A 13564-nucleotide genomic window follows, 5' to 3' on the forward strand; every position below is an offset into this window, starting at 1 on the left:
CCACCTCCGCGCGACCTACGATGATGGGCAACCCGTCGCGGATGCCGCCGTGAAGCTGAACGGGACCGACGCGGGCCGGACGGACTCCGCGGGCGAGCTGACCCTTGAACTCGCCCTGGGGCAGCACCAGCTCGAGCTTCAGCTGGGCTCGGGTGACGGCACGTTCTCCCGGCTCGTGCAGACCCTGGAGAAGAGCACGGACGCCCAGGAGGTAACGGTCCGCCTGCCGAGGCCGGTCCGCATGCTCGAGCCGCGCGAGGTGACGACATCGAGTGTCCACCTCGCCTGGGAGAGGAGCAACGACAGGAAGTTCCGGGAGTACAAGGTCTACGCCAGCCACACCTCGCCCGCCTTCGACGAGACGAACGGCCTGCTCATCCATGTGGGAACCGAGGCCTCCCAGACGGACTTTGAGTTGACGGGCTGGTACCTCGGGGGCGGCCCGCTCGTCTCGGCCGACACCGACCTCTACTTTCGCGTCTTCGTCCTCGGGGAGGACGGCACGCTCGCTGGGAGCAACGTCCTGCATGTCAGGACGCCCAGGTGGGCCAACGAAGCCCACTTCACGCGCTCCTACCAGCTGACCCCCGAGCGCGAATTCGCGGGCGCCTGGCCCATCTTCGGAATGGCCTACGACGGCAGCTCGCTCTGGTTCCTGTATCGGGAGGAGGTGGGGGGCTACTACGACCCTGACACGCTCACGCTGGTGCAGCACGCGCCCGACACCCTGGCGGTGCTCAATGAATTCGTCTTCGAGGACCACCGGGTGCCCACGGGCGTGACCTGGGACGGCGCCTCGCTCTGGGTGAGCCTTGGCGGTAGCAACAACCGACAGCTCGTGAGCATCAACCCCACCACGGGGGTTCGCGAGCAGGCCTTCGTGACGACGGAGGGAACGGAATCCCTGGCCTGGACGGGCAGCCACCTCTTGCAGAGCAAGGGCTACATCAACGGGCCCATCGAGCGCGTCGACCTGGCAACGGGTGGAGTCCTGGGGACCTTCGTCAATCCCATCACCCAGCGGAGAGTGCACCGCGCGGCTGGCATTGCCTACCGGCCCGGGGAGATCTGGGGGAGCGACAGGTTCAAACCCGATCTCGTCATCCTCGATGACACCGGGGTGCATATCGGGGTCGTGGCCAGCGCCTTCCTCTACAAGCACATGACCTTCATGGGTGACAGGCTGGTGGGCGTCACCGGCGACGCCCAGGTCCATGTCCTGAAGGTCGAGCCGCGGTAGCGGACGGACGCCAGGGCCTGGGCCTGGGCCGTGCTCGGGATCCGTTATCGCGGCTCCGCCAACCCGGTTGGTGACAAACGGGCCCAACACCCGGGCTCACTCCTGGGAGTCATTGCCCCTCTCGCGAAGGCCTGCCCGTGCGCGCGTCACGCGCCACCACGGAGGGCGTCACCCCGAGGACCCGCCGCATCTGTGCAAGGAGCGCGGGATCCACCGCGCGGTGCCCGAAGCCTTTGATCAGCTCTTCCAGGCAGCCATCCGGACGGGGAATGGCCAGGATGACTTCGCCGCGCTGACACGGTTCATGCGCTGAGCCGTGCGGGGGATGCTGGCCGGGTCCAGAGCTTCGGACCCGACCGGGAGCCTCCTGGCTCAGTAGACGATGGCGATGTCGCACAGCTCGGGGCCGGAGGCGCCCCCGATGGAGGCCATCTCCGCCGTGGTCGCGGTCCGCGGGAAGAACGTGGCCGCGCCGGTCAGCAGGTTCACCTGGTACAGGACATGGGGCCCGCTGTTCGCCGTGCGTCCCGCCACCAGCGGCAGGCCATTGTCACCGCCAGCGATGTCGAAGCCCGCCGCGCCGACGAACGTCACGCCCAGCGCGCCCACGTTGACCAGCGTGCCGTTGTTGGGCGGGTCCTGCCGGGCCAGCACGTTGCTGTTGCGCTCCAGGTCGAACAGCGCCGTCGCGGTGGTGCCCATCACGCTGTTCGTGTACGCCGCGCCGAAGACGACCGGGGCCGGCGAGCGGTTGATGGCGCCGTCCGTGGTGGTGGCGCCGCTGTCGACGTTGATGCGCAGGTTCTGCCCGGTGTCGCTCACCACGCGCAGGCGATCCGCCACCGGATTGAAGTCCACGGCGAAGTCGGTGCCCGACAGCGCGGTGAACGGGTTGTCGTCTCCCGCCATGGCGACCAGGGTGGACTTCACGGTGGCGACACCGGTGTCCGGCGCCAGCGTGACGATGCGCCCCGCGCTCGTGAGGCCATAGAGCTGCGAGTCCGCGGGGCGGTAGTCGATGCCCAGCAGCGACTCGCCCGAGTCCAGGCCCGTCACGTCGACGGAGCCCACCAAGGTGCCAGGCGTCGCGCGTTCAAAGGACACGAGCTTGTTCGAAGCGGTCAGGGCGATGACCTCACCCACCATGACCGGAGTCGACCCGCCGTCCGTGCCGGCGTCGGCGCTGGTGCCCGCGTCGGTGCCGGCGTCCATGCCGGTGCCCGCGTCCGGGCGGGGCGTGGGGTTGTCATCGTCGTCGTCTCCGCAGGCCGTGAGCATGAGGGCGGTGGCGAGCGCGGCGAAGATTCTGCTCTGATTCCTGATGAGCGACATGGGCCCCCTTGTGGCTGTATCGAATCGGCGTTCCCGATGCCTTACGCGGGGGCTCCGGAACTGGATTCAATCGCTTGTCGAAGCGCCTCCAAGCTCCCCCAAAGGGACCCCATCCGTTCAATTCCCTAAAGGTGTTCACGCTCGGCGGCTGACTTGGTGCAGGTGAACGCCTGCGGCCTGCCGGACTTCCCACCCACGGGCGACCCCAAGCCCAGACGGCGCAGTATCAACTCCGCGGCGGCTGCTTCAGCAACACGAGCTGCAGCGGTACGGCCGCCTACGTCCTCTACTGACCGGCGACCGGAGCGGGCTGGCCGAGAGACGTCAGCCCCCGGAGGACAACCGGCGCGGGCGCCATGGTGACTGGCGCCATCCTCCTGGTGACCGCGGTCATCAGCCCCCCTCACCGCCCCCACGAGCCCCGGCCCGCCAACCGCCTGAAACCACAGGCGGGCATGGGCCACACCGCGCCACATGGGCATGGCATGTCGGATGCAATCGGAGGGGACATCGCTGTTCAGTCCCCTTCGCTGTACCTCCTGAGGCGCCTCCCATGCCTGTTCGCCGCGTTGGTTCGACCCTTCCCCGCTCCTCCACCCTGCCGACCTCCACGGTGTCCCAGCCCAAGCCGCCGGCGCGCGCATCGACGCTGCCCGCCGCGACGTCGGCCGTGAAGCCCGCGGTGACGACGCCCGCCGCGACGGCCAACAAGCCCACGGCCACGACATTGCCCGCCGCGAGCACGCCGACGGCCGTGGAGCCCAAGCCGGTGAAGCACGCGGGCGCGCCGGAGGGGGCGCCTTCCTACAGCCCCTGGGAGCGGACCACGGGCCAGGCTTCGGACGTGGCGGTGAGCGGTGGTGACAACAAGCTCACGGCGCCCCCGACCGCGAAGCAGAACATGTTCGTCGACAAGCCGGGCCGCCCCTTCCAGAAGGACACCTTCGGCGGTGGCCGGCTGAGCGGCAACGTGGGCTCGATGCAGGCCTCCACCACCAGCCACAGCGGCAATGGCGTGCACCACTACTCGGCCCAGGCCGAGGTGCAGGGGCCCCACGCCTCCTACGAGCTGCAGAAGACGCACGCGGGCCGCTTCGGCGTGTCGAGCGCCCAGCTCACCGGCGAGGCCAACACCTTCAAGGGCCAGGCCCAGGCCGGGGTGTCGCTCGACAGGAACGAGCACGCATACACCGCCGCGTTGACGGCCAAGGCGGAGACGGGCGTGGGCGTCACGGCGAGCGCGAACCATGACTTCAACCGGCACGTGGGCGGCTACGTGAAGGGTGAAGCGAAGGCCTCCGCCTCCGCCTTCGCGGAGGGCGTCGCCACCCTGGACCCGAAGACGGCCACGGCGATGCTCTCAGGGCAGGTGGGCGCGGGCGCCACGGCGGGGGCGTACGCCACGGCGGGCGGGCACGTGGGCCGGCTGCACGGCTCGGTCACCGCGGGCGCGGTGGCGGGCGCGGCGGCCCAGGCGGGCGGCAAGGTGGGCCTGGAGAACGGCTTCCTCAAGCACTCCGCGGACGTGAACACCGCCCTGGGCGTGGGCACCCACGTGAAGTCCGACGTGGCGCTCGACCTGCGTCACCACGTCAAGCCGGGCATCGCGTCGGGTCTGCGTCCCGCACTCTCCGGCGCCATGGGCGCGCCCGCACCGTCGCTCGCCATCGAGCCCGAGAAGTCAGGCGTCGAGAAGTTCTTCGCCAAGGCCTTCCACAGGTCGTGACGTGCATGCCCCGGGCGGCGGCGGCTTTGATTCCCGCCGCTCGCGCATTCACTGACGCGGAGGCGCACTGGCGGTGAGTGGTGACACTCGCGGCTTCCAGGTGAGCATTCCCCGCATGACCCCATCTCCTGGGCCGGGTGACTCCGTGGCGGCGCTCCGCGCGCCGGATGTGCAGGGCGCCTTCAAGGGCCGCACGATGGGCACGGCCATGGTGGGCACCGTGCTGGTGGTGGCGCACAACTCGCTGCCTCCCGCCCAGGACGAGTGGGAGCACTACTGCGCGCTCATCGCCGCCTTCCAGGACACCGGCACCGCGCAGCTCGTGCTGGCGGAGGGGCCCGGCCCCAATGCCGCCCAGCGCCAGCAGGCGCTCAACAAGGTGCCCAAGGGCTTCGCCATTCCGCCCACGGCCGTGTTCACCCGCTCGGCCCTGGTGCGTGGCATCGTCACCCTCTTCAACTGGTTCACCCCGCGCTCCATGCGCGCCTTTCCGCCCGAGGACGTCGCCGTCGCGGCCGTGCACCTGAAGATGACGGAGGCGCAGCTCCAGCACGTCCTGGACGTTGCCCGTGCGCTGCTGCCGCCGGACCCGTAGGCCCCGCGGATGCCCAACCCCCTCCGGTGGCACTGCGGCAGGGAGGCGGGCGACACGCCGCCTCTCACAGGGCATTCCCAGCCAGGGGCGGTTGCCGCGGGGACCTCAGTTGCTCAAGCAGACCCACTTGTTGGCGGGGATCTCCTGGCAGAAGCACTCGCCATAGGTGCCATTGGCCCACTGGCAGCCCGTCTCCGCCCCGGGGCTACAGCGGCGCGTCTGGAGCGTCTCACAGCTGTTGGCGAGCTCCGCGGAGACCTGACCGGGCTGCACACCGCTCTCGGCACCGTCCGTCACCTCAGCGCCACCACAGCCCATTCCAAAGACAGAGACGACGGCGAACATCGCGATCCCACGAAGAGACATATGACACTCCTTTTCGCTGGTGAGGCACTGATGCAACAGCGGACGAGGGTGCCGGTCAAGGCTTACCTGGGAAACCGCGATGTCACTGAAAATCTCCGTATGGAGCGGTCTCAGCGTTTGAGATCAGGGCCACTGCCGGGCCCAGCCAAGGCTGGCGTGCCCGTCAGCGTTTCGCCGGAGCAGGACGCTGCTTCGCACGCAGGCTCAGCAGAACGCCCGCGAGCAGCGCGGCGCCCCCCAGGAGCAACCGCTGGGTGAGGGGCTCTCCGAGCAGCAGCACCGCGCCCACCGCCGCGATGACCGGGACGCACAGCTGCACCACCGCCGCGCGCGCGCTGCTCAGGTGGGGCAGCGCTGCGTACCAGAGGCTGTAGCCCACGCCCGAGGCGAGCGCGCCTGACGCAACCGCGAGCAGCAGCCCCTTCGACGACGGGTGTGGGGCCACGTCCAGAGCGCGGGCCAACATCACGAGCGCCAGGGCCAGCGGAACGCTGCGCACGAAGTTGCCGGCCGTCGCCGCGAGGGGGTCCGTGCTCCCACGCCCCCGCAGGCTGTAGATGCCCCACGCCACGCCCGCCACGGCCATGAGCCCCGCGCCGAGCGCATCCGGCGCGCTCGCTCCAGGGAGCGTGAGCCCCGTGAGCCCCACGAGCGCCACCGCGAGCCCTACCCATTCAAGCGTGCTCGGCCGCTCACCGCGCGCGAGCCCTGCCGCGAGCATGGTGAGCTGCACGCAGCCGAAGAGCAGCAGGGCGCCCCACACCCGCCCCGATGCGCACGTACGCGAAGCTGAAGCCGGCCGCATACGCGAAGAGCGCGAGCGCCGAGGCCCAGCTCCCGTGCCCCGTCGCCCCGCGGCCGCCCCGTCGGAGCCGCAGCAGCAGCGCGAGCACCAGCGCTCCCGACGCAAGCCGCACCAGCGTGAACGAACCCGCGTCGATGCTGCGCGCCGCGCCACCCGAGAGGGCCGCGCGGCACAGCAGCGAGTTCGCGGCGAAGCCCAGGAGGGCCAGCAGGGTGAGGAGGGGGGTGCTCACGCGGCAGGGACTCTGCGGGCCGCGCGACGCGCGTCACGTCCCCCGGGCATCACAACGCGCTGCAGGCCCAGGTGCCAAGGGGCGTACAGAAGCAATTGGGATTGGGGTGGCCCGTCAGACAGCAACTCCGCGTCGCGCCAACGGGCGAACACGGGGTCCCCGAGATCTTGCTGCAGCGATTGTTCAGCCCACAGATGGGGGTGGATGGGAGACAGATCCTGTAGAAGCCATCGCACTCGACGGAGTTCGACTGCACCGAACAGGTGTTCCCCTCACAAGACACGGTCGAGCCATTCGGACAGGTCTGTGAGCACGTGACGAGGGCGCTCGACTGCTGCTCCAGCTCCGGCGCCTCGACAGGCTCCAATCCACCACAGGCCACCAGCACCGGGACCACGAGCACCGTCAGCACACCCAGGAAGCTCTTCATGACGTGTCTCTCCTTGAGGAGTTGAGCGGCATCGAATCACAAGACGGGCTCGGTTCGCCATGGGCGGGGAACCTCACATTACTCGCGAATCAGCTCCTGGACTGGCTGCCCTTCCGGTCCCACACCATCCAACCGCACGAAATCGACCGAGAAGGGCCAGGACGTCTTCACGAAGACGTGCTCCAGTCGGCAGACGCTGTTGCCCAGCTTCGTCCACGCCTGGACCTGACAATTGCCGCCGACGCGCGCGGTGGTGATGTCGATGGGGCGCGAGGGAAAGGCCCGCAGGCGCACCCGCACCCGCCAGCCCTCCGCGGTGGCTTCGACCGGCTGCGGGTCCTCCAGCCCATACACGGGTTGCTCGACCCCCAGCAGCTCCTCCACCTCCGACGTCCCGCGCTCCAACATCCGCCAGTACACCTGCACGGGACGCGTCCCCACGGGGCGGCAGTCCTCGTCCAGGCGCAGGGCGTAGTGGACCTGGTTCCGGTTCTCGCTGCGGGACAGGAAGAAGGCGGACTGCGATGGGAGGGGTGCCCCGGCCGCGGAGGCCAGGGTCGCGACGGTCGTCAGCGCGACGGCAGCGAGGCTGCCGAGCCCGGATTGAGGAAACATGGGGGGTCGCCCTTTCATGGCGGAGTGACGGCGGTCGCCCGCGGGGCCTTATCGGAAGGACGAACACCCCTGCCACCTGAAACTGTCACTCGCCCTGCACCCTTTTCACCAAAAACGACGCAGGCGGCTCCGGGCACCTCCACCTGGACGCCTACAACGTCAGCACAACATGACCACGCCCCATGAAGGCACGCTCGACTGGAGCGAGGTCCTGGAGGACGTGAAGGCCCCTCCTCCATCTACAAACCGAGGCGCGGTCCCCCACATGCCGCTGAAGGCCGGCCCGGGCTACTTCACGCCCTGCTGCTGCTTGCTCTTCTCCACCAGCTCCGCGGCCTTGGCGTGGATGTTGTCGAACTGGGCGCGATACACGTCCGAGTGGCTCTTGCCCGTCTTGGTATCCTTGTCGTTCTGGCGCTTCCAGTAGCTGTCGAAGCTGGGGTCCGCGCCCTCCAGCCGCTTGCCGAACCGGTCCATCTCCTTGGGCCAGCCCTGGTTCTGGATGCCGTCCTTCATCACCTCGTGGTGGCGCTGGATGCCGTTGTATTCAATGCGCTCCATGCTCTTGGCGAAGTTCTCCCGCCGGGCGTTCAGGTCACCGCCCACGACGTTCTTTCCCAGCGCCGCGTTGATCTCCGTCTGGAAGGCATCCTCCCTCACCTTCTTGAACTTGCTCTGCTGGGCGACGTTGGTCAGCTCGAAGGCCATGACGCTGGCGCGCTTGGGGCCCGTGAAGTCCGGTCGCAATCCTACCTGCCCCTTCCCTGGATAGAACATACCGCCCTGGACCTGGGTCATCGTGCTGACGTTGACGGGCTTGTCCTGGGCCGCGGCCGCGTCATCCGCCAGTTGCTTGTACTTGGGATTCTTCAGCATCTCCTCGTGCGCCATCTTGTCGTAGGCGGCATGCATCGAGGGATCCGTGGGCGGCTTCTGCACGGTGGGCTGCGGCCCGGCGGCGGGCCCCTGGGTGCGCTGCTTCTTTTGCGCGGGCCCCTCCTGCACGGGGCCCGGCGTGGAAGGGGTGATGCTGTCGTGCTTGCGCTTGGGCGGAAGCGAAGGACCCGAACCGGCTCGGAAGATGCTCTTGGGCATGGGGGCTCCTGTGGGATGGCGAAGCAGGATAGCGCTCTGCCGGAAAGAACACCCGGGGGCGCCGGTCTGCATCACTTCGCGGGGGGGCGGGCGTCACGAAGGGCACGCTCCAGCAGCGCCCAGGGCACCGTCTTCCGGGGGCCGGCCTCTTCCCCGTCGACGGGTTCGAGCAGCAAACCCTCCCGCGTCACCTCTCGCGGCAGGTACGCATCAGGGTCGAACGTGTCCGTGCGTTCCAGGCCCAGATGCCACGCGGCCCCCGACTCCAGGTCGATGGCCAACAGGGAGAAGCCCGGGTCCATGAAGACGGGCACATTCAGCCAGGCCCGGCCCCGGTGCATTCCCAGCAGCTTCAGGCCACTCCCGGACGCCGCGAGCCATGCCGAGCGGTGGCGCTTCGGCTGCTCCAGCACCACGTGCGCGAGTGCTGGAGCGCTGGCGGACTGATGCTCAGGCTTCTTCGGATCGAGTCGGGCCCCGCCCAGCCATGACAGCAGCAGTTCGCGCTCCGGGTTCGTGGGCGGCTGGCCCGGACGGTGGATGAACATGGCCGAGCAATCCGGGTTGCCCCCCGCGCACTCCATCTGGAGCGCCACGGTCCGACACGTCTTCGGGACGATGAGCCACAGCCGCTGCGTCACGTACTTGCCGGAGCCCGAGGGACCATGCGTCTCGCGGAGGCGGACGGCCCGGCCGGCGGGGGTCTCCACGAGCTCCGCCGTCGTCCCAGAGGCTTCCTCCAGGAAGGAAGGCAGCGTGCACGAGGCCACCGCCGCGCGAGCTTCGGCCCCGGACGTTGCTCCTGCGTCCGGCGCTGACACGACGACTGAGACCGCAAGGAAGAGAAAGAGGCCCATCCCCCGGCCTAGCGCCCCGGATGTCGACGCGTCAATCCTCCGACCAGACCGTGCGGCAGGTGAACCGCACCGGATTGTCGAGCCCCCAGATGGGTCGTGTTCGAACCGCTTGCTTCAGCACCGCCGTTTGCCCTCAGCCCGAGAACGAAGAACGGACGGATTGTCTCGTATTGCCTTCACGCGGTGGGGACCAGGGTGCTCTCCTGGGGGCGCCGTGGACAATGGCTGTCCAGGCGCTAGGAGTCCTCATGCGCGGTTCCCTGCAATCCTTTTCATTGCTGGCGGTCTTCATCCTGGGCCTGCTCACGGGTCGTCCCGCCGTGGCGCACGACTCGCTCCGAGACAAAATCGACTCCTACGTCCGCGCGGAGCAGAAGCGGCAGGGCGTGCCCGGTCTCGCCGTGGGCGTCGTGCACCGCGGCCGGGTCGTGCTGGTGAAGGGGTACGGTTCCGCGAACCTGGAGCATCAGGTCCCTGCCGGGACGGACACCCTCTTCCAGGCGGGCTCCCTGGGGAAGATGTTCACCGCGACGGCGGTGATGCTCCAGGTGGAGGCGGGCCGTGTGTCGCTGTCCGACAGCATCACGAAGTACTTCCCCGACGCGCCCGCCACCTGGGCTCCCATCACGGTGCGCCACCTGCTGACGCACACGTCGGGCATCCAGGACCTGGACGGACAGATCGACAACCGGAAGGACTACTCGGACGACGATTTCGCGAAGTTCATCTACGGCCTGCCGCTGGAATTCCCCGCGGGCCTGCGGTTCAGCTACAGCAACTCCGGCTACGTGCTGCTGGGCATCCTGGCGAACCGTGTCACCCACTCCACGTATCAGGAGGTCCTGGGCCGTCAGGTGTTCAAGCCCGCGGGCATGAAGACGGCGCGTGGCATCAGCGAGGAGGACGTCATCCCGAACCGCGCGGCCGGCTACCAGATGATCGGCGGCGTGGTGAAGAACCAGTGGTGGGTTTCGCCTTCGCTCAACACGACGGGGGACGGGTCGCTCTACTTCTCCGTGAAGGACCTGCTGGCCTGGGAGGAGGTCGTGGATGAGCGAGCCATCCTGACGCGAGCGAGCTGGAGGGAGATGCTGTCACCCGCGAAGCTCAACAGCGGGGCCTCGTACCCCTATGGCTTCGGGTGGGAGGTGAAGGAGCGAAACGGCAAGCCGATGCATGCGCACACGGGAGCGTGGCAGGGCTTCAAGTCGGCCTACTCCCGGTTCCTGGGCGATGAGCTGTCCATCATCGTGCTGGCCAACCTGAGCCAGGCAAACCCCGGGGCCGTCGTGGAAGGCATCGCGAAGATCGTCAATCCCGCGCTCGCCGTGCCACCGCTGAAGCCCATTCCGGACCTGGAGCCGCAGGTCACCGCGCGGCTGACGACGCTGCTCGAGCAGACCCGGGCCGGAGCGTGGGATCCGACCATGTTCGCGTACGTCCCCTGGTGGTTCGTGGCGGAGGCCGGGCCGTACTACCAGGGCATCCTGCAAAGCCTGGGACCGGCGGGACCGCTGGTGCTGGCGAAGCGGGAGATGCGAGGCGATGACCGCTACTACACGTACCTGGTGCCGTTCGGTTCCGCGACCTGGCGCTACACGGTGGCATTCGTGCCGGATGGCCGCGTGTCCGCGTTCAGCCTGGCTGAGAACTGACCCTGGGCTCGTGTGATGGCTGATTGAAGCCTTCGACAGGCCGGGCGCCTGTCTTCCACAGGCGCCCGGCGGTACGTCAGTTCCCCAATCCCTTCACCTGGACCGGCGTGGATCGACCCGTCTTGGTCCCGTCTCCGAGCTGGCCGTTGCCGTTGGAGCCCCAGGCCCACAAGGTGCCATCCTGCTTCGAGGCGAACATGCCGTAGCCCCCTGAAGTCAGGGGCGTGAGGCCCTGCAATCCCAGCAGCCGCACGGGCGTGAGCCGGTTCGTGGTGGTGCCATCCCCGAGCTGGCCCTGGCTGTTGGAGCCCCAGGCCCACACGGAGCCGTCCTGCGCCAGGGCGAGCGTGTGATTCAGGCCCGTGAAGATGGCGGTCACCCCGGTCAATCCCGGGACCTGACCCGGGATGAGCCGATCCGTGGTGGTCCCGTCCCCGAGCTGCCCGAAATCGTTGCGGCCCCAGGTCCACACGGTGCCGTCTTCCTTCAAGGCGAGCGAGTGCTCGTAGCCGCCGCCGAGGGCCTTGACCCCAGCCAATCCCGGAACCTGCACCGGCGCGAAGCGCAGGGTCGTCGTCCCATCCCCGAGTTGACCATGCGCATTGCGGCCCCAGGTCCACACGGTGCCGTCCTGTTTCAGGGCGAGTGAGTGGAACTGGCCCGCCGCGAGAGCCGCGCCCCCCGTCAGGCCCTGGACCCGCACCGGGAATAGGCTGTTCGTCCTCGGCCCCTCGCCAAGCTGGCCGTACTCATTATGGCCCCAGGACCACACGGTGCCGTCCTGCTTCAAGGCCAGCGAGTGGAGCCCCCCCGCGACGATGGCCGTCACTCCCGTCAGGGCATTCAAGTGAATCGGCGTGAGCGCGTTCGTGCCATGCCCGCTCGTCCCGTTCCCCATCTGCCTCGCGTAGTTTCCGCCCCAGCCCCACACGGTGCCGTCCTGCTTCAGGGCGAGCGCGTGATCTTCGCCAATGGCAAGGCCCACCACCCCCGACAGGCCATGCACCGGCCCTGGCGTGAGGCGTTCGGTGGTCGTCCCATCACCAACCTGGCCGTAGTAGTTGCGGCCCCAGGACAACACGGTGCCGTCCTCCCTCAGGGCCACGGTGCAGAACGAGCCCGCGGCGATCCGCGCGAGGTGCCCCGCAGCGCAGGCCGTGCCGCCCTGCAGGCTCAAGGAGGCACGGGTGGACAGGCCCAACGCGTTGGTGACGTGCACGGTCACCACGGGCGGAGCACCGGAGGGCAGGCACAGAGGCGCCGTCCAGAGGACCTCGCTCGTCACCGCTCCACGGTTGGCCGTCCCCAACGCCCCCACGTTGGACTCCCACGCGAAGGAGAGCGCGCTGCCCTGTGGGTCACGCGCCCTCACCCGGAAGGTGACGGCGTCGCCCGGCGCGGGCACGCTGGCGATGGACTGGAACGTCTCCACGACCTCCGGCGGGAAGCGCGCCGTGGCCGCCGTGCCCACGCAGATGCCCAGCGCTCCTGTCGTCTGCCCTCCCCTGCCATCGGTCACCACCACCGACAGCCGGCACCGGGCGCACGGGTTGCCCGAGGGAGGCTGAGCGCTTGGCGTGAAGCTCGCGTCGGCTGACGCGGCGTCGGTCCAGGTTCCCTGGCAATCCGCCGACCACTGGTAGCCCAGACCGTCCCCGTCGGCGTCGCTCGCCAGGGCCGTCACCTCGGTGGTCTGCCCTACCGCCACGGTGGAAGGCATGGCCGTCATCACCGCCACCCGAGGCCACGTATTCATCACCACATTGACGGCCGCGCTCCCCGTTCCATGCGTCACCGTGATGGAGACGCTGATGACGACCGAGGCCCCCTTCGTGTCCGTGACCGTCAACGTCAGCACCACCACGCCGGGCGAGGAGGGAGCCACCCACGTCGTGTCGGGACTGCCGGGAGCACCGAAGAGGCCCGCGTCCGCGGTCCAGGCGTAGGTGAGGCCATCCCCCGCGTCCGCATCCTCCGCGCTCGCCAGGAGCGCCACCTCTCCCCCCGGTCCCACCGTCGAAGGACTGGCCACCAGCGAGGTGATGACGGGCGCCGCGTTGTCGAAGGGCGCGGGCGCGTTCACCTCCTGGAGCACCAGCGCGACCGCGGTCGTCTGTCCCGCGTGGATGCTGACGCTCGTCGCATCCCCCACGTAGCGCAGCGTGCCTTGCGCGTCGAAGGCCTCTCCGTGGAAGGTCCGGCCCGTGCCCTCGGGAAGCTTGCCCAGCACCCCACCCCACCGCCCGCCTGTCTTGACCAGCGCGTCGGTGCGGGAGGTCATCCCCTCCCCGCTCACCGTCAGGTCGACTCGCACCACGTCGCTGGCACTCAACCCCTGCGGCAACATCACCACCGCCTGCACGGCGCCAGCGGCGCTCTCGTCGGCGCGACACCCGACCAGCGCGACCACCAGGCCGATGGCCAGGCAGAACAACCTGCTGCTTCTCTTCTGATGCATGGATTCTCCACCAGCGGGAAGCCGTCGCCCGGTCCGGCGGCCTCTCTGGGGCACGCGTGCTGAATCCAGACACGACAGCAAGGGTGCGCCACTTTACGGGAATGGCGCCTGCGTCCGCGCCTGAGTCGGACGGACACCATGGAGGTCGGCATGGACCG

The 13564-nt window shown here is 69.0% G+C and carries 12 protein-coding genes; 4 read left to right on the forward strand and 8 right to left on the reverse strand.

Annotated features, from left to right (window positions below):
- The coding region (locus OV207_RS28170; protein ID WP_267558156.1) for a fibronectin type III domain-containing protein at positions 1–1240 on the forward strand (1240 nt) is incomplete at its 5' end.
- A 372-nt stretch (positions 1241–1612) separates the two neighbouring features.
- Here OV207_RS28170 and OV207_RS28175 read toward each other — a convergent pair.
- Positions 1613–2572 carry a DUF4394 domain-containing protein gene (locus tag OV207_RS28175; protein WP_267558157.1) on the reverse strand — a complete coding sequence of 320 codons (960 nt, stop codon included), beginning with the start codon at positions 2570–2572 and terminating at the stop codon, positions 1613–1615.
- A gap of 553 nt (positions 2573–3125) precedes the next feature.
- On the opposite strand from OV207_RS28175, the gene OV207_RS28180 reads away from it, so the two are divergent.
- Positions 3126–4298, forward strand: coding sequence for a hypothetical protein (locus OV207_RS28180; RefSeq protein WP_267558158.1), 1173 nt, complete (start codon positions 3126–3128; stop codon positions 4296–4298).
- 115 nt (positions 4299–4413) lie between these two features.
- Entirely contained in the window at positions 4414–4893 is a 480-nt protein-coding gene (locus OV207_RS28185; protein WP_267558159.1) for an STAS/SEC14 domain-containing protein, read from the forward strand.
- Between the two features lie 105 nt (positions 4894–4998).
- Here the strand turns inward: OV207_RS28185 and OV207_RS28190 are convergent, their stop codons facing one another.
- The 6 genes from OV207_RS28190 to OV207_RS28215 all read right to left on the reverse strand — a co-directional run bounded on the left by OV207_RS28190 (position 4999) and on the right by OV207_RS28215 (position 9206).
- Positions 4999–5259: a hypothetical protein gene (locus OV207_RS28190; RefSeq protein WP_193428602.1), complete on the reverse strand. Its 261-nt coding sequence runs from the start codon at positions 5257–5259 to the stop codon at positions 4999–5001.
- Positions 5260–5422: 163 nt separating this feature from the next.
- Positions 5423–6022, reverse strand: a complete 600-nt coding sequence (locus OV207_RS28195; RefSeq protein ID WP_267558160.1) for a DMT family transporter — start codon at positions 6020–6022, stop codon at positions 5423–5425.
- The gene (locus tag OV207_RS28200; protein WP_267558161.1) at positions 5952–6296 is read right to left on the reverse strand and encodes a hypothetical protein; all 345 of its coding nucleotides are present in this window, start codon (positions 6294–6296) and stop codon (positions 5952–5954) included. The genes OV207_RS28195 and OV207_RS28200 overlap by 71 nt, the downstream gene beginning before the upstream one ends.
- A 508-nt stretch (positions 6297–6804) precedes the next feature.
- Entirely contained in the window at positions 6805–7341 is a 537-nt protein-coding gene (locus tag OV207_RS28205; protein WP_267558162.1) for a DUF4833 domain-containing protein, read from the reverse strand.
- Positions 7342–7629: 288 nt separating this feature from the next.
- Positions 7630–8436: a hypothetical protein gene (locus OV207_RS28210; protein WP_267558163.1), complete on the reverse strand. Its 807-nt coding sequence runs from the start codon at positions 8434–8436 to the stop codon at positions 7630–7632.
- Between the two features lie 71 nt (positions 8437–8507).
- Positions 8508–9206 carry a hypothetical protein gene (locus tag OV207_RS28215; protein WP_267558164.1) on the reverse strand — a complete coding sequence of 233 codons (699 nt, stop codon included), beginning with the start codon at positions 9204–9206 and terminating at the stop codon, positions 8508–8510.
- A gap of 335 nt (positions 9207–9541) precedes the next feature.
- Here OV207_RS28215 and OV207_RS28220 point away from each other — a divergent pair, with 335 nt between their 5' ends.
- A complete protein-coding gene (locus tag OV207_RS28220; RefSeq protein ID WP_267558165.1) occupies positions 9542–10948 on the forward strand; it encodes a serine hydrolase domain-containing protein in 1407 nt (468 codons plus the stop codon).
- A gap of 76 nt (positions 10949–11024) precedes the next feature.
- On the opposite strand, the gene OV207_RS28225 is transcribed toward OV207_RS28220, so the two are convergent.
- Positions 11025–13406 carry an RCC1 domain-containing protein gene (locus OV207_RS28225; protein WP_267558166.1) on the reverse strand — a complete coding sequence of 794 codons (2382 nt, stop codon included), beginning with the start codon at positions 13404–13406 and terminating at the stop codon, positions 11025–11027.
- Between the last annotated feature and the right edge of the window lie 158 nt (positions 13407–13564).

It is taken from the genome of Corallococcus sp. BB11-1 (genome assembly GCF_026626625.1).
Lineage (GTDB): Bacteria > Myxococcota > Myxococcia > Myxococcales > Myxococcaceae > Corallococcus > Corallococcus soli.

What these genes read in the sequence shown, in the direction of transcription:
- OV207_RS28205 (WP_267558162.1), bottom strand. Translation starts at nt 7,341, where the DNA reads ATGTTTCCTCAATCCGGGCTCGGCAGCCTCGCTGCCGTCGCGCTGACG.
- OV207_RS28220 (WP_267558165.1), top strand. Translation starts at nt 9,542, where the DNA reads ATGCGCGGTTCCCTGCAATCCTTTTCATTGCTGGCGGTCTTCATCCTG.
- OV207_RS28210 (WP_267558163.1), bottom strand. Translation starts at nt 8,436, where the DNA reads ATGCCCAAGAGCATCTTCCGAGCCGGTTCGGGTCCTTCGCTTCCGCCC.
- OV207_RS28225 (WP_267558166.1), bottom strand. Translation starts at nt 13,406, where the DNA reads ATGCATCAGAAGAGAAGCAGCAGGTTGTTCTGCCTGGCCATCGGCCTG.
- OV207_RS28190 (WP_193428602.1), bottom strand. Translation starts at nt 5,259, where the DNA reads ATGTCTCTTCGTGGGATCGCGATGTTCGCCGTCGTCTCTGTCTTTGGA.
- OV207_RS28175 (WP_267558157.1), bottom strand. Translation starts at nt 2,572, where the DNA reads ATGTCGCTCATCAGGAATCAGAGCAGAATCTTCGCCGCGCTCGCCACC.
- OV207_RS28185 (WP_267558159.1), top strand. Translation starts at nt 4,414, where the DNA reads ATGACCCCATCTCCTGGGCCGGGTGACTCCGTGGCGGCGCTCCGCGCG.
- OV207_RS28180 (WP_267558158.1), top strand. Translation starts at nt 3,126, where the DNA reads ATGCCTGTTCGCCGCGTTGGTTCGACCCTTCCCCGCTCCTCCACCCTG.